Here is a 25,267-nt window from a genome sequence, read left to right as displayed (position 1 = left end):
CGGCGCGCGGTCACGCGTCGCCGGCGGAGGCGCCGGCCGGGGCCGGCGTGGCGGCCGGAGTGGCCGAGGTGTGCGTCAGGGCCGGCACCACGAGCGGGGCGCCGGTGACCGGGCAGGGCACGACCACGCAGTCGAGCCCGAAGACGTCGCGGACCAGGTCGGCCGTGAGGATCTCGCGCGGCGGGCCGGCGGCGACGACCGCGCCGGCCCGCATGGCGACCAGGTGGTCGGCGTAGCGGGCGGCCTGGTTGAGGTCGTGCAGCACGGCGACCACGGTCCGGCCCCGCTCGGCGCGCAGCCGGTGCAGCAGGTCCAGCACCTCCACCTGGTGGGCCAGGTCAAGGAAGGTGGTCGGCTCGTCCAGCAGCAGCGCGTCGGTGTCCTGGGCCAGGGTCATGGCGATCCAGACCCGCTGCCGCTGGCCGCCGGAGAGGGTGTCCACCGGCCGGTCGGCCAGCTCGGCGACATCGGCCATGGCCATGGCCTCGTCGACGGCCCGGCCGTCCTCCGCGGACCACTGCCGCCACCACCGCTGGTAGGGCTGGCGGCCGCGACCGACCAGGTCGGCGACGGTGATCCCCTCGGGCACCAGCGGGCTCTGCGGCAGCACGCCGAGCCGCCGGGCCACCTCGCGGGTGGGCACGTCGCGGATCGCCGTGCCGTCGAGCAGCACCGCGCCGCGGCGCGGGGTGAGCAGCCGGGCCATGGTCCGCAGCAGGGTGGACTTGCCGCAGGCGTTCGGCCCGACGATCACCGTGAACGCGTCGGCGGGCAGGTCGAGGTCCAGCCCGTCGAGCACGGTCCGGGACTCGTAGCCGACGACCAGGTCGCGGGTGGACAGCAGCGCGGTCACGACCGCCTCCCTCGGGTCCGCAGCAACAGGAAGATCAGGTATGGGCCGCCGATCGCCGCGGTGAGCACGCCGGCCGGGAGCTGGGTCGGGGCGAACAGCCGGCGGCCCGCCAGGTCGGCCAGCACCAGCAGCAGCGCGCCGAGCAGGGCGGAGCAGAGCAGCGGCGGTCGCTCCGCCCGCACCAGCCGCCGGGCCACCTGCGGGGCGACCAGCGCCACGAAGTCCACCGCGCCGACCTGGGCCGTGACGGTGGCGGCGGCGAGCACGCCGGTGGCGGCCAGTCCGACCCGGCGGGCCACCGGTCGCAGCCCGATCCCCCGGGCGGTGTCGTCGTCCAGCGCGGTGCTGCGCAGGGCCCACCCCGCCCAGAGCAGGACGGGCAGCAGCGCGGCGAGCGTGCCGGCGATCCAGGCCGCCTCGGTCCAGCCCTTGCCGGCCAGCGTGCCGATCAGCCAGAGCTGGGCGCGCAGCCCGTCGATCGGGTCGGCCGAGAGCATCACCACCTCGGTCAGCGCCCGGAGCGCGAACGCCACCGCCACGCCGGCCAGCACGAAGCGCTGCGCGGCCAGGCCGTGCCGCGCGCCGAGGGCGAACACCAGGACGGCCGCCACCAGGCCGCCGACCAGGGCGGCCGGCGCCACCAGGACCGCCGCGGCGCCGCCGGTCAGGGCCACCGTGGCGGCCAGGCCGGCGCCCTGGGTCACCCCGATGACGTCGGGGCTGGCCAGGGGGTTGCGGGCCACGCTCTGGATCAGGGTGCCGGCCACGCCGAACGCGGCCCCGGCCAGCGCCGCGAGCACCGCGCGGGGCAGCCGCAGGTCGAGCACCACGAGGTCGTACGGGGTGCCGGCGCCGGAGAGCGCACGCAGCACGTCGGCCGGGGCCACGTACGGGGTGCCGAGCGAGAGGCTGACCACCATGGCGGCGGCGAGCAGCAGGACGAGCGTGACGGCGACCAGCACCGGCCGGCGGCGCACCGGGACGGCCACCGGACCGACGCGCAGCAGCGACCGCCCCGCCAGGGCGCTGGACGTACGCAGCGCTTCCCTCGTTCGCGGCCGCGGGGCGCGCAGGCCCGGCGCACTCCCGGCGCTCACGCCGTCACGACCTTGGCGCGGCGGACCAGGAAGGCCAGCAGCGGCGCGCCGACCAGCGCCGTGATGATCCCGGCCGGGACCTCGCCGGGCGGGGCGACCAGCCGGCCGACCACGTCGGCCCCGAGCACCAGGGCCGGACCGAGCAGCGCGGCGACCAGCAGGGTCCACCGATGGTCGGCGCCGACCAGGGCCCGGGCGAGGTGCGGCACGGCCAGCCCGACGAAGGCGATCGGCCCGGCGGCGGCCACCGCGGCGCCGGTGAGCAGCACCCCGCCGACCCCGGCGGCGAGACGGACCAGGGCGATCCGGTGGCCGAGGCCGCGGGCGACGTCGTCGCCGAGGGCCAGCGCGTCCAGCCCGCGGGCGGCCAGCGCCGCGAGAACCGTGCCGGCCAGGACGAACGGGAGCACCTGCCCGGCGACGCCGACGTCCCGGCCGGTGAGGCCGCCGACCACCCAGAACCGGTACTCCTCGAAGGTGCGGGCGTCGATGCTGAGCAGCGCGTACACGACGGCGCCGAGACCGGCGTCGAGCGCCGCGCCGACCAGCGCGAGCGTGACCGGGCTGGCGCCCTCGCGGGTGCGGTTGGCCACGGCGAAGACCAGCAGCCCGGCGAGCAGCGCGCCGGCGATGCCGAACCAGACGTACCCGGTGAGCGTGCTCACGCCGAACACGGCGATGGCCAGCACCACACCGAACGACGCGCCCGCGCTGACCCCGAGGATGCGCGGCTCGGCGAGGGGGTTGCGGGTGACGGCCTGGAAGAGCACGCCGGCCAGGGCCAGGGCGACCCCGACGACCAGCCCCAGGGCGGTCCGCGGCAGCCGCAGCTCGCGGACCACGGTGGTGGCGTCGCCACCGTCCGGGGCGACCAGGGCGTGCCAGACCTGGTCGACGGGGAGGTGGCGGCTGCCGAGCGCCAGGCTGGCCAGCAGCGCGGCGACGAGCAGGAGGGCCGCCGCCACGGTGACCGCGAGTCGACGGGGCGTGCCGCGGCGGGTGGGGGCGTCGGTCCGGGCGGACCGGACGGCGACGGTGGTCACAGGGGGTGCTCGCCTCTCGGATTAGGTACGCCTTACCTTAACCGAGCTGGTTAGGCAGGCCTAACTCGGTTTCGTCGATGCGCGGTTGCGCCTCCACCGGGGGGAGGCGGCAGGGTGGGCGGCATGGACGGTGTGACGCGCTATTCGATCGGCGACCTGGCCCGGCGGACCGGGCTGCCGGTGAAGACCATCCGCTTCTGGTCCGACCGCGGGATCGTGCCGCCGACCGACCGCGGCCCGACCGGTCACCGCCGGTACGGCGCGGACGCCCTGGCCCGCCTGGAACTGGTCCGGACGCTGCGTGAGCTGGGCGTGGACCTGCCGACGGTGCGCCGGGTGGTGGAGCGGGAGGTCGGGCTGGCCGAGGTCGCCGCGGCGCACGCCGACGCCCTGGCCACCCAGATCCGGGTGCTGCGGCTGCGCCGCGCGGTGCTCACCGTGGTCGCCCGGCGCGGGTCCACCGCCGCCCAGGCGGAACTCCTGCACCGGCTGGCCGGGCTGGCCGCGGCGGAACGGCGGCGGCTGGTCGACGAGTTCCTCGACGCCGCCTTCGCCGGCCTGGACGAGCCGGGGTTCGCCGGGATCCGCCGCTCGCTCACCCCCGAACTGCCCGACGACCCCACCGACGAGCAGGTCGAGGCGTGGGTGGAGCTGGCGGAGCTGGCCCTGGACCCGGGCTTCCGGGCCGGCCTGCGGCGGCTGGCGGAGCAGCACGCGGCCGACCGGGCCGGCGCGCCGGGGGTCCGCCGGGACGCGGTGGCCGTGGTCCGGGAGGAGGTCACCCCGGCGCTGGCCGCCGGCGTCGACCCGGTCTCGCCCGGAGCCGACCCGGTCGTCGCCGCGGCCGCGAGCCGGTACGCGCGGCTGTGCGGCCACCCGGACGACGCCGACCTGCGGCGGCGGCTGCTGGACCGGCTGGAGGCCGCCGGCGACCCGCGCCGGGAGCGGTACCTGAGCCTGCTCTCGGTGGTCAACGGCTGGCCGCCGGTGGAGAGCCTGACCCCGGTGCTCGACTGGTCGATCCGGGCGCTGCGGGCCCGGCAGCCCCTACCCTGAGGGCATGCGATTCGACCAGCACACCGTGGTGCTCCTGGTCCGGCCGGACGACGCGCCCGACCTGCCTCAGGACGCGCTCGACCGGCTCCAGGACGCGCACCTGGCCCACCAGGCCGGGCTCGTGGAGCAGGGGGCCGTGCTCGCGGCCGGCCCCTTCCTCGGTGGTGACGACGAGCGGATCCGCGGGATCGCCGTGCTCTCGGTCGACCCGCAGATGGCCCGCGACCTCTACGCCAACGATCCGGCCGTCCGGGCCGGGCGGCTGGAGGCGCAGGTGCTGAGCTGGATGGTGCCGGAGGGCAACGTCCGCTTCGAGCAGGTGCCGGTGCCCCGCTCGATGCTGGAGGCGGCGGCCGGCGACTGACCGCTCGCCGGCGCCCTCACTCGGCGCCCATCACCAGCCCCTCGATGGTGTGCTTCTGGCGGATCGGCACGAGGGTGTCGACCACGGGGCAGTCCAGGTGTGCCCGGACCGGTTCCGGCAGGCCCGCCCAGTAGCCCCGGGTTACCGCCATGTCGTGGTGGGCGGCGTTGCCCGCGCCCGGCGCGTCGACGCCGAGCACCAGCACGGGCCGGGCCAGCCGGCTGACGTTCGGGGTGCCCCGGTGGATGGTGAGCGCGGAGCGCGCCGAGATGTCGCCGCGCTTCGGGTACTTGCGGACCGCGCGCGCCTCGTAGCGGGGGTACCGGTCCTTCGGCGGGAACATCTCGTGGTCGAAGTCGCGGCCGTCGTCCCACTGGGTGCCCGGGGCGATCTCGAACGGCCCCATCTCCTCGACGGTGTCCACAGTGGTCAGGTTGAAGGCCAGCGAGGTGAGCCGGCGTCGCAGGCGGGTCTCCTCGGGCATCGGGAAGTCCCGGTGCCACGGCTGCGTCTTCGCGCCGGGGAACGGGATGTCGAACCCCAGCTCGACGATCTCGTAGTCGGGGCCGAGCACCGCGCGGCACACCGACACCACCCACGGGTGGGTGACCAGGTCGACGAAGCCGCGCAGCTGCTCCGGGTGGATCTCGACGTACCAGCGTTCCGGGCCGCGGCCGACCGCGCCGTCGGGGCGGGCCCGGGCCTCCCGGAACGCGGCGTCGATGTCCTCGTCGACCCGAGCGACCCAGTCGACTCCGAAGGCGCCACGGCAGGCGGTGATGCCGTCGCGGTAGAGGTCACCGAGGGCCTCGACGGGGGTCTCGTCCTCGGTCAGCTGGGATGTCATCGGGCCTCCTCGTCGGGGGGACGACCCGAGTATTACAACGTTGTAGAAGCCTCGCAAGACCGGGCGACGACGCTCCGTGCGAGCGGGCTCAGTCCTCGGCGGCCTGGCGGCTGCCCGGCACCACCGGCATCGGCCACACCCCGGTGCGCGGCGGCCCGACCGGCACCTCCACCTGGTGGTCCGACCAGACGTACGTCTCCGGCAGCAGGTCGGTCACCGGGACCGCCCGCAGCGCGTCCGGCGGGCCGACGATCACCCGGATCGACGGGAAGTAGTCGAGGAGCACCTGCCGGCACCGGCCGCACGGCGGGATGACGCCCCGGCCCCGGTCCCCCACCGCGACGATGGTCTCCAGGTCCCCCGCGCCCTGCGTGGCGGCGGCACCGATGGCCACCACCTCGGCACACGGGCCGCCGGTGAAGTGGTAGACGTTCACGCCGCTGAAGACCCGGCCGTCCGTGGTCCGCGCGGCGGCGGCGACGGTGTGGTTGTCGCTGCGGCAGCGCAGCTTGGCGACGGCCATCGCGGCCTGCACCAGCGCCCGGTCGGTGTCCCGCATGATCATCCCGTCCCGTCGTCGACCTCGCCTCGGCGGAAACTCTAGCCCGGCCACCCGTTCCCACCTGGGAGGGCGCGCGGACGGCCGCGGTCGCCGGTAACCCGGGGGCGCTCCGCCGCACGCCTGCCTATCCTTGGCGACGTCATGCAGAATCCAGCCGCACCCGCCGTACCCGAGACCGCCCGCGACCTGCACCGCCGCCTCCCCGCCCTGATGTTCCGCGACCAGCGCCGGCTCCAGCGGCGGCTCGACGGGGTACGGAAGCTGCGCGACCCGCAGCGGCGGGAGTCGGCGCTGGCCGAGATCGCGGCCGACGTGGCCCGGGCCGAGGCCCGCCTGGCCGCCCGGCGGGCCGCCGTGCCGACGATCACCTATCCGGCGCAGCTGCCGGTCAGCGAGCGCAAGGACGACATCGCCGCCGCCATCCGCGACCACCAGGTGGTGATCGTGGCCGGCGAGACGGGCTCCGGCAAGACCACCCAGCTGCCCAAGATCTGCCTGGAGCTGGGCCGCGGGGTCACCGGGCTGATCGGCCACACCCAGCCCCGGCGGCTCGCCGCCCGGACGGTGGCGGACCGGATCGCCGAGGAACTCGGCACCGAACTGGGCGACGTGGTCGGCTACAAGGTGCGCTTCACCGACCAGGTCGGCGAGAACAGCCTGGTCAAGCTCATGACCGACGGCATCCTGCTTGCCGAGCTGCAGACCGACCGGATGCTGCGCCAGTACGACACGTTGATCATCGACGAGGCGCACGAGCGCAGCCTCAACATCGACTTCATCCTCGGCTACCTCCGCCAGCTGCTGCCCCGCCGCCCCGACCTCAAGGTGATCATCACCTCGGCGACCATCGAGACCGACCGGTTCGCGAAGCACTTCGCCGACGCCGAGGGCAACCCGGCGCCGGTCGTCGAGGTGTCCGGCCGGACCTATCCGGTGGAGGTGCGCTACCGCCCGCTGGTCGAGGTCGTCGAGGGCGAGGAGGAGGACGACGGGGACGAGGAGAACGTCCGGGACCAGATCCAGGCCATCGGCGACGCGGTCGAGGAACTGGCCGCCGAGGGGCCCGGCGACATCCTGGTCTTCCTCAGCGGCGAGCGGGAGATCCGGGACACCGCCGACGCGCTCGGCAAGCTGGTGCAGAAGAAGCGCTCGCTGCTGGGCACCGAGATCCTCCCCCTCTACGCCCGGCTCTCCACGGCCGAGCAGCACCGGGTCTTCGCCCCGCACGCCGGGCGCCGGGTGGTGCTCGCCACCAACGTCGCGGAGACCTCGCTGACGGTTCCCGGCATCAAGTACGTGGTGGACCCCGGCACGGCCCGGATCTCCCGCTACTCCAGCCGGCTCAAGGTGCAGCGGCTGCCCATCGAGCCGGTGTCCCAGGCGTCGGCCAACCAGCGCAAGGGTCGCTGCGGGCGCACGTCGGACGGCATCTGCATCCGCCTCTACGACGAGTCGGACTTCGCCTCCCGGCCCGAGTTCACCGACCCGGAGATCCTGCGCACCAACCTGGCCTCGGTCATCCTCCAGATGACCTCGATCGGGCTGGGCGACATCGCCGCGTTCCCGTTCATCGACCCGCCGGACCGGCGCAACGTCACCGACGGCGTGAACCTGCTGCACGAGCTGGGCGCGCTGGATCCGGCCGAGACCGACCCGGCGAAGCGGCTCACCCCGCTGGGCCGGCGGCTGGCCCAGCTCCCGGTCGACCCGCGGCTGGCCCGGATGGTCCTGGAGGGCGAGCGCAACGGCTGCGCCACCGAGGTCGTCGTGATCGCGGCGGCGCTGTCCATCCAGGACCCGCGCGAGCGGCCCGCCGACAGGCAGGCGCAGGCCGACCAGGCGCACGCCCGGTTCGCCGACAAGGAGTCGGACTTCGTCGCGTACCTGAACCTGTGGCGCTACCTGCGGGAGCAGCAGCGTGCCCTGTCCTCCAGCGCGTTCCGGCGGATGTGCAAGGCGGAATACCTGAACTACCTGCGGGTGCGCGAATGGCAGGACATCGTCAGCCAGCTGCGCCAGGTGCTGCGTACCTCGGACAAGGGTGACGGCCGGCGCGGGGCCGGCGCGGACCTGCCCGAGGAGATCGACACCCCGAAGGTGCACCAGTCCCTGCTGCCCGGCCTGCTCTCCCACCTCGGGCTCAAGGACGCGCAGAAGCACGAGTACCTGGGGGCACGCGGGGCGAAGTTCGCGATCTTCCCGGGCTCGGCGCTGTTCCGGAAGCCGCCGCGCTGGGTGATGGCCGCCGAGCTGGTCGAGACCTCCCGGCTCTGGGGCCGGGTGGCCGGCCGGGTCGAGCCGGAGTGGGTCGAGCCGCTCGCCCAGCACCTGGTGAAGCGCAGCTACAGCGAGCCGCACTGGGAGAAGAAGCAGGCCGCCGTGATGGCCTACGAGAAGGTCACCCTCTACGGCATCCCGCTGGTCACCTCCCGCAAGGTCAATTTCGGCCGGATCGACCCGGTGCTGAGTCGGGAGCTGTTCCTCCGGCACGCCCTCGTGGAGGGCGACTGGCAGACCCACCACCAGTTCTGGGCGGACAACCAGCGGCTGCTGGCCGAGGTGGAGGAGCTGGAGAACCGGGCCCGCCGGCGGGACATCCTGGTCGACGACGAGACCATCTACCACTTCTACGACCAGCGGATCCCCGCCGACGTGGTGTCCGGCCGGCACTTCGACACCTGGTGGAAGAAGACCCGCCGGGAGCAGCCGGACCTGCTCACCTTCACCCGCGAGCTGCTGGTCAACTCCGGGCGGGGCGGGTTGGACGAGACCGACTACCCGGACGAGTGGCGGGCCGACGGGGTCGCCCTGCCGCTCACCTACACCTTCGACCCGGGCACCCCCACCGACGGCGTCACGGTGGACATCCCGCTGCCGCTGCTCAACCAGGTGCCGGCGGAGAGCTTCGACTGGCAGGTGCCCGGCCTGCGCGAGGAACTGGTGATCGCGCTGATCCGGTCGCTGCCCAAGGCGATCCGGCGCAACTTCGTCCCGGTGCCCGACTACGCCCGGGCGGCCCTCGCCGCGATCACGCCCGGCGAGGAGCCGCTGCTCGCCGCGCTCACCCGGCAGCTGCGCCGGATGACCGGGGTGACCGTCCCGCCGGACGCCTGGGACCCGGGCCGGCTGCCGCCGCACCTGCGGGTCACCTTCCGCGTGCTCGGCGAGGACGACAAGCCGGTCGCCGAGGGCAAGGACCTGCCGGCCCTGCAACGCGAGCTGCGCCAGGAGGTACGCCAGGTCGTCGCCGCCGCCGCGCCGGACGTGGCCCGCACCGGCCTGACGGAGTGGTCCATCGGCACCCTGCCGCGCACCATCGAGCAGGTCCGCGCGGGCTACGCGGTGACCGCGTACCCGGCCCTGGTCGACGAGGGCACGACCGTCGGGGTGAAGGTGTTCGACTCCCCCGCCGAGCAGGAGGCCGCGCACTGGGCCGGCACCCGGCGGCTGCTCCGGCTGACCGTGCCCTCCCCGGCGAAGTTCCTCCAGGGGCGGCTCAGCAACGAGGCGAAGCTGGCGCTGTCCCGCAACCCGCACGGCGGGGTGCCGGCGCTGATCGAGGACGCGGCCGGCGCGGCCATCGACAAGCTGATGGCGGACGCGGGCGGCCCGGCCTGGGACGCCGAGGGCTTCGCCGCCCTGCGGGAGCGGGTCCGCGCCGACCTGGTCGACACGGTGGTGGAGGTGATGGGCCGGGTCCGGCAGGTGCTGGCCGCCGCGTACGCGGTGGAGCAGCGACTGGGCGCCACCCGGAACCTGGCCGTCGTGGCCGCGCTGGCCGACATCCGCAATCAGCTCGGCGGCCTCGTGCACAAGGGCTTCATCACCGAGGCCGGGTACGCCCGCCTGCCCGACCTGCTGCGCTACCTGACCGCGATCGAGCGGCGGCTGGACCGGCTGCCCGGCAACCCGCAGCGGGACAAACAGCAGCAGGACCGGATCGCCGTGGTGCAGAAGGAGTACCAGGACCTGCTCGCCGCGCTGCCCCCGTCGAAGCGGCAGTCCACCGCGGTCCGGCAGATCCGCTGGATGATCGAGGAGCTGCGGGTGAACGTCTTCGCCCAGGCGCTCGGCACCCCGTACCCGGTCTCCGAGCAGCGCATCTACCGCGCCATGGACGACGCCGAGGGCCGCTAGAGCGGCTCCACGCCGGCCGGGAGCTGGTCGGCGGCGGTGGCGTCGTGCACGTACTCCAGGAGGATGCGGCGCAGCTCGCGGCCGGCGTGGGTGGGCACCACGTCGCGGCGGCGGGCCACCGCGATGGTCCGGCGGACGCCGGGCGGGGCGAGCCGGGTGACCCGGATGCCGGGGCGGCGGGTGACCGCGATGCCGGGCACCAGCGCGGCGCCGAGGCCGGCCTCGACGAAGCTGAGCACGGCGTCCAGCTCCCCGCCGTCCACCGACAGGGTGGGCTCGAAGCCGGCCGCCCGGCACGCCTGGAGCGTGGCGTCGCGCAGGTCGTAGCCCTGGCGGAACATCACCAGCGGTTGGTCGCGCAGGTCGGTGATGCGCACCTCGCCCCGGTCGGAGGCGGCCGGCAGCGGGTCGACCGAGGCGACCACGAGGCTCTCGCGCAGGATCGGGTCGGCGCGCAGCCCCGGGTCGGTGCCGGCGGACGGCATGATGATCAGCGCCAGGTCGAGGTCGCCGCGGAGCAGGTCGCGGACCAGGTCCTGCGAGCCGCCCTCCTCCACGCGGAGGTCGACGGTGGGGTGGGCGTCGCGGAACCGGCGCAGCACCGGGGGCGCCAGCGAGGTGGCCAGGCTGGGGGTGGCGCCGAGCCGGACCCGGCCCCGCCGCAGGCCGACCAGCTCCTGCACCTCCCGGGTGGCGGTCTCGACGTCGGCGAGGATCCGCTTGGCCAACGGCAGCAGCACCTCACCGGCCGCGGTGAGGGCGATGTTGCCCCTTACCCGCTCGAACAGCGGAGCCCCCAGGTCGGCCTCCAGGGCGTGAATTTGCTTACTCAACGAGGGCTGCGTGATGCCCACCAGATCAGCAGCTTGGGTGAAATGTCGTACTTCTGCGACCGCGACGAAGTACCGGAGCTGATGGAGCTGCATCTGTATAGCTTATGGCTATCAAGACTGCGAGGTCGATGCATTGGACGACTGATCAAACTGCTCCTAGCGTCGGTCACGTGGTAATCACGAAAACTCGGTCGCCCATCCGCTCGAACGTCGGCCTCAAGGCCGTCATGGCGGTGACGGGCATCATCCTCGTGCTGTTCCTGATCGCGCACATGCTCGGCAACCTGAAGATCTTCACGGGCGAGACCTCGTTCGACCACTACGCGCACTGGCTCCGCGAGATCGGAACGCCGCTGCTGCCGTCGACCTGGTACCTGTGGATCCAGCGCACCGTGCTCACCGTGGCGGTGGTGGCGCACATCGTCTCGGCCACCGTGCTCGCGATGCGTGCCCGGGCCGCCCGCCCGGTGGCGTACGCGCACCGCAGGAAGATCCACGTGAACTACGCGGCCCGCACGATGCGCTGGGGTGGTGTGATCATCCTGCTCTTCGTGATCTACCACATCCTGGACCTGACGACCGGTCACCTGAACCCGCAGGGCGACCCGGCCAACCCCTACGGCAACGTGGTCCAGGACTTCGCGGCGGACCGCTGGTACGTCACGCTCTTCTACACCCTGGCGATCGTCACGCTCGGCTTCCACCTGCGGCACGGCGCGTTCAGCGCGTTCCGCAGCCTCGGCCAGCAGACCCCGAAGGGCGAGCGCCGGGCGCGCGCCGCGGCCCTCGTCTTCGCCGTCGCGCTCTGCGTCGGCTACCTCGTGGTCCCGTTTGCCGTACTCACCGGATTGGTGGCCTGACATGGATCTCTTCACCACCGGCGACCCGATCGCCGACACCAAGGCTCCCGACGGCCCCATCGAGACCCGCTGGGACCGCCACCGGTTCGAGATGAAGCTGGTCAACCCGGCGAACCGGCGGAAGCTGACCGTGATCGTGGTCGGCACCGGCCTGGCCGGCGGCTCCGCCGCGGCCACCCTGGCCGAGCAGGGCTACCACGTGAAGTCCTACTGCTACCAGGACAGCCCGCGCCGGGCCCACTCCATCGCCGCGCAGGGCGGCATCAACGCCGCCAAGAACTACCGCAACGACGGCGACTCGGTGCACCGGCTCTTCTACGACACCGTCAAGGGCGGCGACTTCCGCTCCCGCGAGTCGAACGTGCACCGGCTGGCCGAGGTCTCGGTCAACATCATCGACCAGTGCGTCGCCCAGGGCGTCCCGTTCGCCCGCGAGTACGGCGGCCTGCTCGACACCCGCTCCTTCGGCGGCGCGCAGGTGCAGCGCACCTTCTACGCCCGGGGCCAGACGGGCCAGCAGCTGCTGCTCGGCGCGTACCAGGCGCTGGAGCGGCAGATCGGCCTGGGCAACGTGGAGATGAACGCCCGGCACGAGATGCTCGAACTGGTCATCGTCGACGGCAAGGCCCGCGGCATCGTGGTCCGCGACCTGGTCACCGGCGAGATCAGCACCGAGATGGCCGACGCGGTCGTGCTCGCCTCCGGCGGCTACGGCAACGTCTTCTACCTCTCCACCAACGCCAAGGGCTGCAACGTCACCGCCTCCTGGCGGGCGCACCGCAAGGGCGCGTACTTCGCCAACCCCTGCTACACGCAGATCCACCCGACCTGCATCCCGGTCTCCGGCGACCACCAGTCGAAGCTGACCCTGATGAGCGAGTCGCTGCGCAACGACGGCCGGGTGTGGGTGCCCAAGGCCAAGGGCGACGCCCGCAGCCCGAAGGACATCCCCGAGGACGAGCGGGACTACTACCTGGAGCGGATCTATCCCTCCTTCGGCAACCTGGTCCCCCGGGACATCGCCTCCCGCGCCGCCAAGAACGTCTGCGACGAGGGGCGCGGTGTCGGCCCCGGCGGGCTCGGCGTCTACCTCGACTTCGCCGACGCGATCAACCGGCTCGGCCGCAAGGCCATCGAGGCGAAGTACGGCAACCTCTTCGAGATGTACGAGCGGATCACCGGCGAGGACCCGTACGAGGTCCCGATGCGGATCTACCCCGCCGTGCACTACACGATGGGCGGCCTCTGGGTCGACTACGACCTCCAGTCGACCATCCCGGGCCTGTTCGTGATCGGCGAGGCGAACTTCTCCGACCACGGCGCGAACCGGCTCGGCGCCTCGGCGCTCATGCAGGGCCTGGCCGACGGCTACTTCGTGCTGCCGAACACCATCGCCAACTACCTGGCGTCCGGCGCGCTGGAGAAGGTCGACGCCAGCCACCCCGAGGCGGTGGCCGCGCGGACCGAGGTCGAGGAGCGGCTCCAGCGGCTGCTGGCGATCAACGGCGACCGCACGGTGGACTCGTTCCACCGGGAGCTGGGCCAGATCATGTGGGAGCACTGCGGCATGGAGCGCTCCGAGGCCGGGCTGCGCAAGGCGATCGACGAGATCCGCACCCTGCGCGACGAGTTCTGGCAGCGGGTCCGCGTCCCGGGCGACGGCGAGGGGCTCAACCAGTCGCTGGAGAAGGCCGGCCGGGTGGCCGACTTCTTCGAGCTGGCCGAGCTCATGTGCATCGACGCCCTGCACCGCGAGGAGTCCTGCGGCGGCCACTTCCGGGCCGAGCACCAGACCCCCGACGGTGAGGCGCAGCGCGACGACGACCGGTTCTCCTACGTGGCCGCCTGGGAGTACACCGGCACCGGTCAGCCCGTGCTGCACAAGGAAGACCTGACCTTCGAATACGTCCACCCCACGCAGCGGAGCTACAAGTGAACCTGACCCTGCGCATCTGGCGCCAGAAGGGCCCCGAGGACAAGGGTCAGATGGTGACCTACCCGGTGCAGGACGTGTCCCCGGACATGTCCTTCCTGGAGATGCTCGACGTGCTCAACGAGCGGCTGATCCTCGACGGCGAGGAGCCGGTCGCGTTCGACCACGACTGCCGCGAGGGCATCTGCGGCATGTGCAGCCTCATGATCAACGGTGAGGCGCACGGCCCGCAGCGCGGCACCACCGCCTGCCAGCTGCACATGCGGCAGTTCTCCGACGGGGACACGATCGACATCGAGCCGTGGCGGGCCCGGGCCTTCCCGGTCGTCAAGGACCTCGTGGTCGACCGCAACGCCTTCGACCAGATCATCGCCGCCGGCGGCTACGTCACCGCGCCGACCGGCAGCGCCCCGGAGGCGCACTCCACGCCGGTGGCCAAGGCCAACGCCGACGCGGCCTTCGAGTCGGCCGCCTGCATCGGCTGCGGCGCCTGCGTGGCGGCCTGCCCGAACGGCTCCGGCATGCTGTTCACCGCCGCCAAGATCACCCAGCTCTCGCTGCTGCCGCAGGGCCAGCCCGAGCGGTACACCCGGGTGATCGGCATGGTGGACGCGCACGACGAGGCCGGCTTCGGCGGCTGCACCAACATCGGCGAGTGCGCGGCGGCCTGCCCGAAGGGCATCCCGCTGAACACCATCGGCCGGCTCAACCGCGACTACCTCAAGGCGACGTCCAAGCGCGCCGGCACCCCGGGGTCCTGAGCCGCCCGCCGTCCGACCCACCCGACCGCCGCGCCCCCACCCGGGGCGCGGCGGTCGCCCTTTTCCGGGGCGACGCGGGCCGCAGCGCCGCCGGTTCAACCCCTCTCCCGCGGGTAGCAGTCCGATGGACGGCACCGAGAGGGGACATTCAGGCATGAAGGCACTGACCTGGCACGGCAAGCGTGACGTCCGCGTCGAGGATGTACCGAACCCCCGGATCGAGGAGCCGACCGACGCGGTCATCCGCGTCACCTCGACCGCCATCTGCGGCTCCGACCTGCACCTGTACGAGGTGCTCGGGCCGTACCTCAAGCCCGGCGACGTGCTCGGGCACGAGCCGATGGGCGTCGTCGAGGAGGTCGGTCCGGGGGTGACCCGGCTCAAGCCCGGCGACCGCGTGGTCGTCCCGTTCAACATCTCCTGCGGCTCGTGCTGGATGTGCGACCGCCAGCTCTACGCCCAGTGCGAGACCACCCAGGTGACCAGCCAGGGCAAGGGCGCCGCGCTGTTCGGCTACACCTCGCTGTACGGCTCCGTCCCCGGCGGGCAGGCCGAGTACCTGCGGGTGCCGCAGGCCCAGTTCGGCCCGATCAAGATCCCGGAGACCGGGCCCGACGAGCGCTGGCTCTACCTCTCCGACATCCTGCCCACCGCCTGGCAGGCCGTGAAGTACGCCGACACCCCGCGCGGCGGCACCCTGGCCGTGTTCGGCCTCGGCCCCGTCGGGCAGTTCTGCGCCCGCATCGGCCGGCACCTCGGCGCCGACCGGGTGATCGGGCTGGACCTGGTGCCGGAGCGGCTGGAGATGGCCCGCCGGCACGGCATCGAGGTGCTCGACGTCAGCGAGCTGGACGACGTGCCCGGCGCCCTGATCGACCTGGTCGACGGGCGCGGCCCGGACGCGGTCATCGACGCCGTGGGCATGGAGGCGCACGGCGCGCCGCTGGGCAAGGTCGCCCAGGCGGCCGCCGGCCTGCTGCCGGACAAGCTGGCCCAGACCATGACCGACAAGGCCGGCGTGGACCGGCTCGTCGTGCTGCACGCCGCGCTCAAGGCGGTCCGGCGCGGCGGCACCGTGTCGATCTCCGGCGTGTACGGCGGCGAGCAGGACCCCATGCCGCTCATGGAGATGTTCGACCGGGGCGTCCAACTGCGCATGGGCCAGTGCCACGTGAAGCGGTGGGTCGACGAGATCATGCCGCTGCTCGCCGGCGACGACGACCCGCTCGGCGTCGAGGACCTGCGGACCCACCGGCTGCCCCTGGCGCGGGCGCCGCAGGCGTACGAGATGTTCCAGAAGAAGCAGGACGGCTGCGTCAAGGTCGTGCTCCAACCGTGAGCCGTACGGTGGTCATCACCGGCGCGACCAGCGGGATCGGCCGGGCGGCGGCCCGGGAGTTCGCCGGCCGCGGGGACCGTCTGGTCCTCGCGGCCCGCTCCCCCGCCACCCTGGCGCAGGTACGCGACGAGTGCCGGGCGGCCGGCGCCGAGGTGCTGACCGTACCGCTGGACGTCACCGCGCCCGGCGCGGTGGCCGCCCTGGCCGATGCGGCGGAGGCCGAGTTCGGCCGCATCGACGCCTGGGTGCACACCGCCGCCGTGATGGCCTACGGCCGCTTCGACGAGACCCCCGCGGAGGTCTTCGACCAGGTCGTCCGCACCGACCTGCTGGCCGCGAGCGAGGTGGCCCGGGTGGCGCTGCGCCGCTTCCGGGCCGCCTCGGCCGGCACGCTGGTCCTCACCGGCTCGGTCCTCGGGCACATCACCGCGCCCTACATGAGCGGCTACGTGGCGGCCAAGTGGGGCCTGCAGGGGCTGGCCCGGGCGCTGCAGCAGGAGGCCCGGGAGACCCCCGGCGTGCGGATCTGCCTGGTCAACCCGGGCAGCGTCGACACGCCGGTCTACCGGCAGGCGGCGAACTACCTGGGCCGCGTCGGGCGCCCGCCGCCGCCGGTCACCACGCCCGAGCGGGTGGCCCGGGCCATGGTCGACTGTGTCGACCGGCCCCGCCGGGAGGTGTCGGTGGGGCGGCTCAACGTCGTCATGCGGTTCGGCTTCACCGTGCTCCCCGGCGTGTACGACGTGCTGGTGGGGCCGCTCATGCGACTCGCCGGGCTGACCAACCAGCCGATCGCACCCCACCCGGGCATCATCTTCGACCCGAACCCGGCCGGCGAGGCCGTCCGGGGCGGCTGGCTGCCCGACGTGTCGCGGGCGGTCCGGACGGTGGGCGGGGCGACCGCGGCGGCCGGCTCGGCGCTGCTGCGCCGGCTGCGCTGAGCGGGGCGCCGGCGGGGTGCGTCGTCGCCCGCGCGGGGTGGCGGGCGGATGGCTACCGTGTACTGCGGGACACGGCGGAGGGACGGGACATGCGGGAAGCGGACCGGGAACTGGACCGGGCGGTCGGCGGGCGGCTGTGGCGGCTGACGGGGCTGGCCGCGGTGGCCGGGCTGGCCTGGGCGGCGCGGGACGTGCCCGCCCAGCTCGGCGGCCGGCTCGCCGGCGCCCGCGCGGAACGGGCGGCCCGCTCGCCGCGCTTCCGGGACGGCACCTTCCACAACCCGTCGGGCACCCGCAGCACCATGGTCGCCGACCCCGGGCGCAACCTGGTCAAGGAGCTGATCTTCGGCAAGCAGAAGCGGCGGCCGGGCAGCGCCGTGCCGGTGCTGCGCCCGACCGACCCGGCGCCGGCCGACCCGGCCCGCGAGCTGAACGTCGTCTGGTACGGCCACGCCTCCACGCTGGTCGAGATCGAGGGGCACCGGGTGCTGCTCGACCCGGTCTGGAGCGACCGCTGCTCCCCGTCGGCGCTGGTCGGCCCGCGCCGCATCCACGAGCCGCCGGTCCGCCTCGAGGAACTGCCCCGGCTCGACGCCATCCTCATCTCGCACGACCACTACGACCACCTCGACCTGGCGACCGTCCGCGGGCTGCTCGCCCACCAGACCGCGCCGTTCCTGGTGCCGCTCGGCGTCGGCGCCCACCTGGACCGGTGGGGCGTGCCGGAGGACCGGATCGTCGAGCTGGACTGGTCGGAGAGCCACCGCGTCGGCGGGCTGACCCTCACCGCCACCGCCGCACAGCACTTCTCCGGGCGGGGCCTGCGCCGCGACGGCACGCTCTGGAGCTCCTGGGTGGTGGCCGGCGCGCAGCGGAAGGTCTTCTACACCGGCGACTCCGGCTACTTCGACGGCTACGCCGAGATCGGCGCCGAGCACGGCCCGTTCGACGTGACGCTCATGCAGATCGGCGCGTACGACCGCGCCTGGCCGACCATCCACATGTTCCCCGAGGAGGCCGTCGCCGCCCACCTCGACCTGCGCGGCGGGCTGTTCGTGCCGGTGCACTGGGCCACCTTCAACCTGGCCCTGCACGACTGGTCCGAACCGGTGGACCGGCTCTGGGCCGAGGCGAAGGCCCGGGACGTCCGGCTGGCCGTGCCGCGTCCCGGCGAGCGGGTGGTGGTGGACGAGCCGCCGGCGGTGGACGGCTGGTGGCAGGCGGTCGCCTGAGCCCGCGCCTCAGAGCACGAAGGCGTCCGTCCAGAGGGCGCCGGAGCGGCCGGAGAGCGCGTCCAGCATCGCCACCGCCTGCCCGTCGGTGAGCTGCGCGACGAAGTCGACGATCGCCCGCCCCCGGGCCCGGCCGATCCGGTCCGGCGTGCGCGGGTGCAGCTCCGCCTCGGCCAGCTCGACCAGGTCGTGCAGCCGCCGGGGCAGCCGGGACTCCTCCTCCGGGTCGAGCAGCCACTCCCACAGCGCCTCCACCAGCGTGCCGAGCAGCCGCGCCTGACCACGCTGGTGCAGCGCCAGGTCCGGGCGGGCCAGCACGAACCGGTGGTGCACGAACTTGAGCACCTGCACCTCGTGCCACTGCGGCTTGGCCAGCAGCACGTACCCGGACCGGACGTCCGGCTCGGGGGTCACCGTGATGGCGTCGACGAACCGGGTGGACCAGCGGGCGGAGAACCGGGCCACGTACTGCTCGGCCTCGATCGAGCCGTCGAAGGGCAGCGCCAGCAGCCCCTCCACCAGCTCCTCGCGGACGTGCTCGACGGCGGCGGCGAACGCCTCGTCGTCGGCGATCCAGGCGTCCTTGCGGTGCAACTGGCGGCGCAGCCGCTCGATGGCCGCACCGGGGCGCCGGCCCGCCGCGGCCAGCGCCGAGGCGGTGATCGCCCGGAAGTGCCCGCACTCGCGCTGCCAGGCCGACAGCTCGGCGGCCACCGCGCCCTGCTGGAGCACACCGACCCGGTAGAAGTCCTCCACGTCGTGGATGGCGTACGCGATGTCGTCGGCCGTGTCCATGATCGACGCCTCGGGGGTCTGCTGCCAGTCCGGGATCCGGCCGGCGAACGGCTCCCGGGCCTGCCGCAGGTCGTCCAGCTCGGTCCGGTACGCGCCGAACTTCACCGACCCGCTCTCCGGGTCGTCGGGCGGGCCGGCCGCGCCGCGCGGGGCCGGGTCCAGGTGCCGCGGGTGCGGGTCCGGGTGGTCCAGCCGGGTCCACGGGTACTTCAGCATCGCGGCCCGGACCGCCGCGGTCAGGTCCAGGCCGGTGGTCGCCGCGCCGCGGATCTCGGTGCTGGTGACGATCCGGTACGACTGGGCGTTGCCCTCGAAGCCGTCGGCCAGCCCCAGCCGCTGCCGGGCCAGCCGGTCCAGCACCCGCTCCCCCAGGTGCCCGAACGGCGGGTGCCCGAGGTCGTGGGCGAGCGCAGCGGCCTCCACCACGTCCGGGTCGCAGCCGCCCAGCTTCTCCAGCAGGTCACGGTGCGCCGGGTCGGCGGTCAGCCGCTCGGCGACCGCCCGGGCCACCTGCGCCACCTTGAGGCTGTGGGTGAGCCGGTTGTGCACGAGCAGCCCCGACCCGCCCGGGCTGATCACCTGGGTCACCCCGTTCAGCCGGCTGAAGAAGGGTGACCCCACGATGCGGTCACGGTCGGCCCGGAACGGGCTGGCCGCCAGGTCGCCGAGCGCCCGGGCGCTGCCTCCGAAGAGCCGCCGGGCCCGCGGATCCGCAGGTTGTTCCATGATCGCCACGCTAGCGCAGGGCACCGCCGGTCGCGATGCTCCGGACACCCCCTGGGGCCGGTGGGACGGATGGGGTCCGGCGGGTGCCGCGCGGCCAGCCGCGACGCGACCGGCACAATGACTGCCGAACCCACCCGAGAAGGCGGATCAGATCGTGACCCAGTCTGTGCACCAGCGGATCGCCGAGGAACTCGGCGTCGCCGAACGTCAGGTGCGGGCGGCCGTCGAGCTGCTCGACGGCGGTGCCACCGTGCCGTTCATCGCCCGCTACCGCAAGGAGGCCACCGGCCTGCTCGACGACGCGCAACTGCGCACCCTGGAGGAGCGGCTGCGCTACCTGCGGGAGCTGGACGAGCGGCGCGCCGCGGTGCTGGAGTCCATCCGCGGGCAGGGCAAGCTCGACGAGGCCCTGGAAGCGCAGATCATGGCGGCCGACTCGAAGTCCCGGCTGGAGGACATCTACCTGCCCTACAAGCCGAAGCGGCGGACCCGCGCGCAGATCGCCCGCGAGGCCGGGCTGGAGCCCCTCGCCGACACGCTGCTGGCCGACCCGACGCGGGACCCCCGCGCCACGGCCGCCGACTTCGTCGACGCCGACCGGGGGGTGGCCGACGCCGCCGCCGCGCTCGACGGCGCGCGGGCCATCCTCATCGAGCGGTTCGCCGAGGACGCCGACCTCATCGGCACGCTGCGGGAGCAGATGTGGTCGCGGGGCCGGCTGGTCTCCCGGGTACGCGAGGGCCAGGAGACGGCCGGCGCCAAGTTCGCCGACTACTTCGACTTCGCCGAGCCGTACCCGAAGCTTCCCTCGCACCGGATCCTCGCCATGTTCCGGGGCGAGAAGGAGGGCGTGCTCGACCTGACCATGGACCCGGAGGCCGACGGCGACTCCGACGCCGTGGTCACCGGCCCCACCCGCTACGAGGCGGCCATCGCCGGCCGGTTCGGGGTCAGCGACCGGGGGCGGCCCGCCGACCGCTGGCTCACCGACACGGTGCGCTGGGCCTGGCGTACCCGGATCCTCATCCACCTCGGCGCCGACCTGCGGCTGCGACTGTGGCAGGCGGCCGAGGAGGAGGCCGTCCGGGTCTTCGCCACCAACCTGCGCGACCTGCTGCTGGCCGCGCCTGCCGGCGCGCGCCCCACCATGGGCCTCGACCCGGGCCTGCGCACCGGCGTGAAGGTGGCCGTGGTCGACGCCACCGGCAAGGTGGTCGCCACGGACACCATCTACCCGCACGAGCCGCGCCGGCAGTGGGACGCCTCCGTGCACACGCTGGCGACCCTGGCCGCCGCGCACGGCGTCGAACTGGTCGCCATCGGCAACGGCACCGCCAGCCGGGAGACCGACAAGCTCGCCGGTGACCTGATCAAGCGGCACCCGGAGCTGAAGCTGACCAAGGTGGTGGTCTCCGAGGCGGGCGCCTCGGTCTACTCCGCGTCCGCGTACGCCTCCCAGGAACTGCCCGGGCTCGACGTCTCGCTGCGTGGCGCGGTCTCCATCGCCCGCCGCCTCCAGGACCCCCTCGCCGAGCTGGTGAAGATCGACCCGCGCTCGATCGGCGTCGGGCAGTACCAGCACGACCTGTCCGAGGTGAAGCTGTCCCGCTCCCTCGACGCGGTCGTCGAGGACTGCGTCAACGCGGTCGGCGTCGACGTGAACACCGCCTCCGCCCCGCTGCTCACCCGGGTCTCCGGCATCGGCGCCGGACTGGCCGAGAACATCGTGCTGCACCGCGACGCCAACGGGCCGTTCCGCACCCGCGGCGAGCTGAAGAAGGTGGCCCGGCTCGGGCCGAAGGCGTTCGAGCAGTGCGCCGGCTTCCTGCGCATCCCGGGCGGCGACGACCCGCTCGACTCCTCCAGCGTGCACCCCGAGGCGTACCCGGTGGTGCGCCGGATCCTCGCCCACACCGGCCAGGACCTGCGCGCGCTGATCGGCAAGTCGGCCATCCTGCGCGGGCTCCGGGCGACCGAGTTCGTCGACGACACCTTCGGCCTGCCCACCGTCACCGACATCCTCGCCGAGCTGGAGAAGCCCGGCCGCGACCCGCGCCCGGAGTTCCGCACCGCCACCTTCGCCGAGGGGGTGGAGAAGATCAGCGACCTCACCCCGGGCATGGTGCTGGAGGGCGTGGTCACCAACGTGGCCGCGTTCGGCGCGTTCGTCGACGTCGGCGTGCACCAGGACGGCCTGGTACACGTCTCGGCCCTGTCGCACACCTTCGTCAAGGACCCGCGCGACGTCGTGAAGTCCGGCGACGTGGTCCGGGTCCGGGTGCTCGACGTCGACGTGCCCCGCAAGCGGATCTCGCTGACGCTGCGGCTGGAGGACGAGGCGCCGGCCGGACGCCCGCAGGGCGGCGACGGGCGCCGCGACCGCGGCGGGTCGCGCGGCGGTCGTGACGATCGGGGCGGTCAGCGCGGCGACGGTCAGGGAGGCCGTGGCGGCCAGGGTGGCGGCGGACGGCGCGGCGGCCCGGGCGACGGTGGCCAGGGCGGCGGTCAGCGCGGCGACCGGGGCGGCTCGCGCGGCGGGCCGCAGCGGCAGGGGCGCGGCGGTGGCGCGCCGGCACCGGCCAACGACGCCATGGCGGACGCGCTGCGCCGCGCCGGGCTGGCCTGAGGTCACGCGCCGCTGTCGAGCTGACGTCACGAACGACTCGGCTCGACGGCGCACCCACTCGGGGCCGTTCCGTGCACCTTTCGGATCTTGGAGAGTTGCGCCTCTTCGCCGGCGGGAGGCAGCAGTGCTGCTGCCTCCCGCCACCAGCGCGAGTGCGCACGACGGCGTTGCGCCGGTCCCGCCCCGGGTCTTCCGGCGCTGTCGAGCTGGGATCAGGAAGGACTTTCTGCGGTGATCTCACCGACGCCTGGGTGCGCAGACGTCACTGACGGCTCGGCGCGATGACCTCACCGACCACAACGGTGTGGTGACGTCACCGACGACTCAGGCCGACAGCGTGGACGTGGTGGGGCGGGGCCGGGCGCGTACCCTCGCCGACGTGGGTGGCGACGACGGCCTGGAGTGGCGGGAGCGGCAGCGCCGCGCGGTGCGGGCGCACGCGGCGGCCGACGCCCGGCAGCGCGCCGCCGAGCAGGGCCAGGCCGCGGAGTTGGTGGCCCGGTTCGCGGCCGAGGCGCTGCGGCGCGGGCTGCGGACCGAGCGGCTGACGGCGGCCGGCTACGACGGGCGGGGCCGCTACCGGACCCGGCTCACCGGCTGGTACGTGGATCGGGCGCACAGCCGGGCGGTGGACACCGAGGGCCGCTTCTACCTGCTCACCGTGCCGCCCGGCCTGCGGTCGCGCCTGTTCGGGGCGGACCCCGAGCCCGCCCCGCCGCCGCTGGTGGTCGGGCGGGGCGGCCGGGACGGCGAGTCGGTGCCCCTGGCGACGCTGCTCAGCGTGCGTCTCGAGGCGGGCGACGACTGGCGCTGACCGGGGTGGGCCGATCGGCCCGCTGCCGCGGCACGCCCCGCGCCGACCGCCGCTGCACCCGCCGCCACCAGCAGAGCTGCACGACCAGGGTGAGCAGGCCGGCCAGCACGATGGCGGCCAGGTTGATGACGAGCTGGAGGGCTGAGCCGGCCGCCTCGTGCCAGACCCCGTAGGCCGCCGCGACCGCCACGTTCGCCGCCGCCGGCACGGTGGTCACCGAGATCAGCACGCCGACCAGGGAGCCGGACTTCTTCGAGGTCAGCGAGAGCATGCCGGCGACCCCGGCGAGCAGGCCGACCACCCAGGAGAGCGCATCCGGGCGCCAGATGAAGTCGGTGAGCGGCCGGTCGGCCAGCAGCATGTCCCGGCCGACCAGCCCGGCGGCGGTGAGAGCCCAGGTGCTCAGCACGGTGACCAGCATGGCGGCGAGGAAGCCGACCACCAGCGCCTGCACCGACCGGCCGATGATGCGCGGCTGCCGGCGCAGCAGCGCCACACAGAGCGCGGCGAGCGGGCCGAACTCCGGGCCGACGACCATGGCGCCGACGATCAGGATGGGCTGGTCGAGCAGCACGCCGATGCCGGCGATCATGGTGGCCACGATGATCAGCGCGAGGAAGGTGCCGGTGAGCACCGTCTGCTCCCCGGTCTTCGCGGCGATCTCGTCCCAGACCACGGCGTCCTCGCCGTGCCCGGGGGCGTCCTTCGCGGCCTTGTCCGCCGCGGCGGACAAGGTCAGCTCGACGTCGTCCGCGGCGATCGCCCCGTGCGCCTCGACGCCCAGCTCCTGGAGCGCGTGCAGCACGCCGTCGGCGCTCTCCCGCACCACGTCGCAGGTGACGTAGTCACCGGCCGGCTGGCGGGCGGCCCCGGCCAGCACGACGAGGTGGGTGACGCCGGGATCGGCCGCGAGCAGGTCGACGACGGCGCTCGACCGATCCGGGGGCGCGATCACCCGCAGGTGCAGCACCGGCCACCTCCTGCTGCCGTTGCGGCGGCCCAGCACCGCCGGCCGCCGCACTTTACCGGTCCGGTCCGGCCGCCGCAGGGAAGCGGGCGAGAAACGCGAAAGGGATCTTCGTTGGTATTAGGGCAACACCGCCGATCAGGTGCCTCGTTGACCTTCCCGGAGACAGCGGGACGACTCCCGCCGACAGACCCGGGGGCTGAGGATGGCGGCAGGCGGACAGGACGACACTCAGCGGCCGACCGAAGGCGGTCACGAGCGCGTACTGCTCTCGCCGCCCGACGTCGGGCCGCTGGAGGAGTCCTACCTGCTTCGCGCGCTGCGCTCGGGCTGGGTGGCGCCGGTCGGCCCCGAGGTCGACGCCTTCGAACGCGAAGCCGCCGAGCGGGTGGGTACGGCCCACGCGGTCGCGTTGTCCTCCGGCACCGCCGGGCTGCACCTGGCCCTGGTCGCCCTGGGCGTCCGGCCCGGAGACGCGGTGATCGTCCCCACGTTGACCTTCGTGGCGACCGCCAACGCGGTGGTCTACACCGGCGCCGAGCCGGTCTTCGTCGACTGCGAGCCCGACACCGGCAACCTGGACCCGGAACTGCTCGAACGCGCCCTGCACGAGCTTCGCGCTGCCGGCCGCCGGGTCGCCGCGGTGCTGCCCGTCGACATGTTCGGCTCCTGCGCCGACTACGGCCGCATCCTGCCGATCTGTGCCGCCGCCGGCGTGCCGGTGGTGGAGGACGCCGCCGAGGCACTGGGCGCGACCCGCGACGGCCGGCCCGCCGGATCCTTCGGCCGGGCCGGGGTGCTGTCCTTCAACGGCAACAAGATCATCACCACCTCCGGTGGCGGCATGCTGGTCTCGGACGACGGAGCTCTGGTCGACCACTGCCGCTACCTCTCCACGCAGGCACGCCAGCCCGTGCCGCACTACGAGCACACCGACACCGGCTACAACTACCGGCTGAGCAACCTGCTGGCCGCCGTGGGCCGCGCCCAGCTGCGCCGGCTCGACTCGATGATGGCGCGGCGCCGGTCCCACCGGTCGCGCTACGCCGAGCTCTTTGCGCAGACCGCGGGTGTACGCCTGCTCAGCGCCGGCGATCCGACCGCCAACTGCTGGCTGACCAGCATCGTCGTCGACGCACAGGCGACCGGCTGGCAGGCCGGGGAACTGGCGGCCCACCTGGCCGGGGCGCACATCGAGACCCGGCCGGTCTGGAAGCCGATGCACCTGCAGCCCGTCTTCGCCGGCGCCCGCGCGCTGCTGACGGGCACCGCCGAACGGCTCTTCGCGACCGGTCTGACCCTGCCCAGCGGCTCCGGGATGAGCCCGGAACAGCTGGACCGGGTCTGCGCCCGGATCGGCGACTTCCTGCGCTCCCGGCCGGCGAGGAACAGGAACCTGCCGGGGGTCCGGCCGGCCCAGGACGCCGAGTCGGTCGGCTCCGCGCTCTCCACCTCCTGAGCGCCCCGGGACACCGTTCGCC

Annotated in this window: 20 protein-coding genes; 12 read left to right on the top strand and 8 right to left on the bottom strand. The window is 74.0% G+C overall.

Features of this window, described 5'->3' with window-relative positions; translation table 11 throughout:
* Positions 1-10: 10 nt before the first annotated feature.
* The 3 genes from NFX44_RS12545 to NFX44_RS12535 are packed head-to-tail and all read right to left on the bottom strand — an operon-like array spanning position 11 to position 2,993.
* Complete coding sequence (locus NFX44_RS12545) at positions 11-853, bottom strand: ABC transporter ATP-binding protein (RefSeq protein WP_262283690.1); 843 nt, start codon at positions 851-853, stop codon at positions 11-13.
* Complete coding sequence (locus NFX44_RS12540) at positions 850-1,950, bottom strand: iron chelate uptake ABC transporter family permease subunit (RefSeq protein WP_262283689.1); 1,101 nt, start codon at positions 1,948-1,950, stop codon at positions 850-852. Before NFX44_RS12540 ends, NFX44_RS12545 begins: the two co-directional genes overlap by 4 nt.
* On the bottom strand, positions 1,947-2,993 hold the full coding sequence (locus tag NFX44_RS12535) for an iron ABC transporter permease (RefSeq protein WP_262283688.1): 1,047 nt from the start codon (positions 2,991-2,993) through the stop codon (positions 1,947-1,949). Before NFX44_RS12535 ends, NFX44_RS12540 begins: the two co-directional genes overlap by 4 nt.
* A 123-nt stretch (positions 2,994-3,116) precedes the next feature.
* Here NFX44_RS12535 and NFX44_RS12530 point away from each other — a divergent pair, with 123 nt between their 5' ends.
* Together NFX44_RS12530 and NFX44_RS12525 are read left to right on the top strand one after the other, a co-directional pair.
* Positions 3,117-4,049, top strand: a complete 933-nt coding sequence (locus NFX44_RS12530; protein WP_262283687.1) for a MerR family transcriptional regulator — start codon at positions 3,117-3,119, stop codon at positions 4,047-4,049.
* A 4-nt stretch (positions 4,050-4,053) separates the two neighbouring features.
* Positions 4,054-4,413, top strand: coding sequence for a YciI family protein (locus NFX44_RS12525; RefSeq protein WP_262283686.1), 360 nt, complete (start codon positions 4,054-4,056; stop codon positions 4,411-4,413).
* 16 nt (positions 4,414-4,429) lie between these two features.
* On the opposite strand, the gene NFX44_RS12520 is transcribed toward NFX44_RS12525, so the two are convergent.
* On the bottom strand, positions 4,430-5,260 hold the full coding sequence (locus NFX44_RS12520; RefSeq protein ID WP_262283685.1) for a phytanoyl-CoA dioxygenase family protein: 831 nt from the start codon (positions 5,258-5,260) through the stop codon (positions 4,430-4,432).
* 88 nt (positions 5,261-5,348) lie between these two features.
* The gene (locus NFX44_RS12515; protein WP_244167727.1) at positions 5,349-5,819 is read right to left on the bottom strand and encodes a cytidine deaminase; all 471 of its coding nucleotides are present in this window, start codon (positions 5,817-5,819) and stop codon (positions 5,349-5,351) included.
* 144 nt (positions 5,820-5,963) lie between these two features.
* Between NFX44_RS12515 and hrpA the strand changes: the two genes are divergently transcribed.
* Positions 5,964-9,959, top strand: coding sequence for an ATP-dependent RNA helicase HrpA (gene hrpA, locus NFX44_RS12510; protein WP_262283684.1), 3,996 nt, complete (start codon positions 5,964-5,966; stop codon positions 9,957-9,959).
* Here the strand turns inward: hrpA and NFX44_RS12505 are convergent.
* Positions 9,956-10,891 (bottom strand): LysR family transcriptional regulator, encoded by a 936-nt coding sequence (locus NFX44_RS12505; protein ID WP_262283934.1) that lies wholly within the window; start codon positions 10,889-10,891, stop codon positions 9,956-9,958. The two genes, hrpA and NFX44_RS12505, sit on opposite strands and share 4 nt — an antisense overlap.
* A 77-nt stretch (positions 10,892-10,968) precedes the next feature.
* Between NFX44_RS12505 and NFX44_RS12500 the strand changes: the two genes are divergently transcribed.
* The 6 genes from NFX44_RS12500 to NFX44_RS12475 all read left to right on the top strand — a co-directional run bounded on the left by NFX44_RS12500 (position 10,969) and on the right by NFX44_RS12475 (position 17,858).
* The gene (locus tag NFX44_RS12500; RefSeq protein ID WP_262283933.1) at positions 10,969-11,652 is read left to right on the top strand and encodes a succinate dehydrogenase cytochrome b subunit; all 684 of its coding nucleotides are present in this window, start codon (positions 10,969-10,971) and stop codon (positions 11,650-11,652) included.
* A gap of 1 nt (position 11,653) precedes the next feature.
* The gene (locus NFX44_RS12495; protein ID WP_262283683.1) at positions 11,654-13,588 is read left to right on the top strand and encodes a fumarate reductase/succinate dehydrogenase flavoprotein subunit; all 1,935 of its coding nucleotides are present in this window, start codon (positions 11,654-11,656) and stop codon (positions 13,586-13,588) included.
* The gene (locus tag NFX44_RS12490) at positions 13,585-14,346 is read left to right on the top strand and encodes a succinate dehydrogenase/fumarate reductase iron-sulfur subunit (RefSeq protein WP_262283682.1); all 762 of its coding nucleotides are present in this window, start codon (positions 13,585-13,587) and stop codon (positions 14,344-14,346) included. Before NFX44_RS12495 ends, NFX44_RS12490 begins: the two co-directional genes overlap by 4 nt.
* 154 nt (positions 14,347-14,500) lie before the next feature.
* A complete protein-coding gene (locus NFX44_RS12485; RefSeq protein ID WP_262283681.1) occupies positions 14,501-15,685 on the top strand; it encodes a zinc-dependent alcohol dehydrogenase in 1,185 nt (394 codons plus the stop codon).
* Entirely contained in the window at positions 15,682-16,626 is a 945-nt protein-coding gene (locus NFX44_RS12480) for an SDR family NAD(P)-dependent oxidoreductase (RefSeq protein WP_262283680.1), read from the top strand. Before NFX44_RS12485 ends, NFX44_RS12480 begins: the two co-directional genes overlap by 4 nt.
* A gap of 89 nt (positions 16,627-16,715) precedes the next feature.
* Entirely contained in the window at positions 16,716-17,858 is a 1,143-nt protein-coding gene (locus tag NFX44_RS12475) for an MBL fold metallo-hydrolase (RefSeq protein ID WP_262283679.1), read from the top strand.
* Between the two features lie 9 nt (positions 17,859-17,867).
* On the opposite strand, the gene NFX44_RS12470 is transcribed toward NFX44_RS12475, so the two are convergent.
* Positions 17,868-19,379: a deoxyguanosinetriphosphate triphosphohydrolase family protein gene (locus tag NFX44_RS12470; protein ID WP_262283678.1), complete on the bottom strand. Its 1,512-nt coding sequence runs from the start codon at positions 19,377-19,379 to the stop codon at positions 17,868-17,870.
* A gap of 154 nt (positions 19,380-19,533) precedes the next feature.
* On the opposite strand from NFX44_RS12470, the gene NFX44_RS12465 reads away from it, so the two are divergent.
* Together NFX44_RS12465 and NFX44_RS12460 are read left to right on the top strand one after the other, a co-directional pair.
* Positions 19,534-22,005, top strand: coding sequence for a Tex family protein (locus NFX44_RS12465; RefSeq protein ID WP_262283677.1), 2,472 nt, complete (start codon positions 19,534-19,536; stop codon positions 22,003-22,005).
* A gap of 379 nt (positions 22,006-22,384) precedes the next feature.
* On the top strand, positions 22,385-22,819 hold the full coding sequence (locus tag NFX44_RS12460) for a hypothetical protein (protein WP_262283932.1): 435 nt from the start codon (positions 22,385-22,387) through the stop codon (positions 22,817-22,819).
* Here the strand turns inward: NFX44_RS12460 and NFX44_RS12455 are convergent.
* Positions 22,782-23,789: a DUF389 domain-containing protein gene (locus NFX44_RS12455; protein ID WP_262283676.1), complete on the bottom strand. Its 1,008-nt coding sequence runs from the start codon at positions 23,787-23,789 to the stop codon at positions 22,782-22,784. The two genes, NFX44_RS12460 and NFX44_RS12455, sit on opposite strands and share 38 nt — an antisense overlap.
* Before the next feature lie 202 nt (positions 23,790-23,991).
* Here NFX44_RS12455 and NFX44_RS12450 point away from each other — a divergent pair, with 202 nt between their 5' ends.
* Positions 23,992-25,245, top strand: coding sequence for a DegT/DnrJ/EryC1/StrS aminotransferase family protein (locus NFX44_RS12450; protein ID WP_262283675.1), 1,254 nt, complete (start codon positions 23,992-23,994; stop codon positions 25,243-25,245).
* The last annotated feature ends 22 nt before the right edge of the window (positions 25,246-25,267 follow it).

Source organism: Micromonospora sp. MA102, from assembly GCF_025460765.1.
GTDB classification, from domain to species: domain Bacteria; phylum Actinomycetota; class Actinomycetes; order Mycobacteriales; family Micromonosporaceae; genus Micromonospora; species Micromonospora halotolerans.
The sequence above is the reverse complement of the archived record's forward strand: the minus strand, read 5'-3'. Positions and strand labels throughout refer to the sequence as shown.

Excerpts from the sequence above, each read along its gene's own strand:
- NFX44_RS12530 (WP_262283687.1), top strand. The coding sequence starts at position 3,117 with ATGGACGGTGTGACGCGCTATTCGATCGGCGACCTGGCCCGGCGGACC.
- NFX44_RS12525 (WP_262283686.1), top strand. The coding sequence starts at position 4,054 with ATGCGATTCGACCAGCACACCGTGGTGCTCCTGGTCCGGCCGGACGAC.
- NFX44_RS12520 (WP_262283685.1), bottom strand. The coding sequence starts at position 5,260 with ATGACATCCCAGCTGACCGAGGACGAGACCCCCGTCGAGGCCCTCGGT.
- NFX44_RS12515 (WP_244167727.1), bottom strand. The coding sequence starts at position 5,819 with ATGCGGGACACCGACCGGGCGCTGGTGCAGGCCGCGATGGCCGTCGCC.
- hrpA (WP_262283684.1), top strand. The coding sequence starts at position 5,964 with ATGCAGAATCCAGCCGCACCCGCCGTACCCGAGACCGCCCGCGACCTG.
- NFX44_RS12495 (WP_262283683.1), top strand. The coding sequence starts at position 11,654 with ATGGATCTCTTCACCACCGGCGACCCGATCGCCGACACCAAGGCTCCC.
- NFX44_RS12485 (WP_262283681.1), top strand. The coding sequence starts at position 14,501 with ATGAAGGCACTGACCTGGCACGGCAAGCGTGACGTCCGCGTCGAGGAT.
- NFX44_RS12475 (WP_262283679.1), top strand. The coding sequence starts at position 16,716 with ATGCGGGAAGCGGACCGGGAACTGGACCGGGCGGTCGGCGGGCGGCTG.
- NFX44_RS12470 (WP_262283678.1), bottom strand. The coding sequence starts at position 19,379 with ATGGAACAACCTGCGGATCCGCGGGCCCGGCGGCTCTTCGGAGGCAGC.
- NFX44_RS12450 (WP_262283675.1), top strand. The coding sequence starts at position 23,992 with ATGGCGGCAGGCGGACAGGACGACACTCAGCGGCCGACCGAAGGCGGT.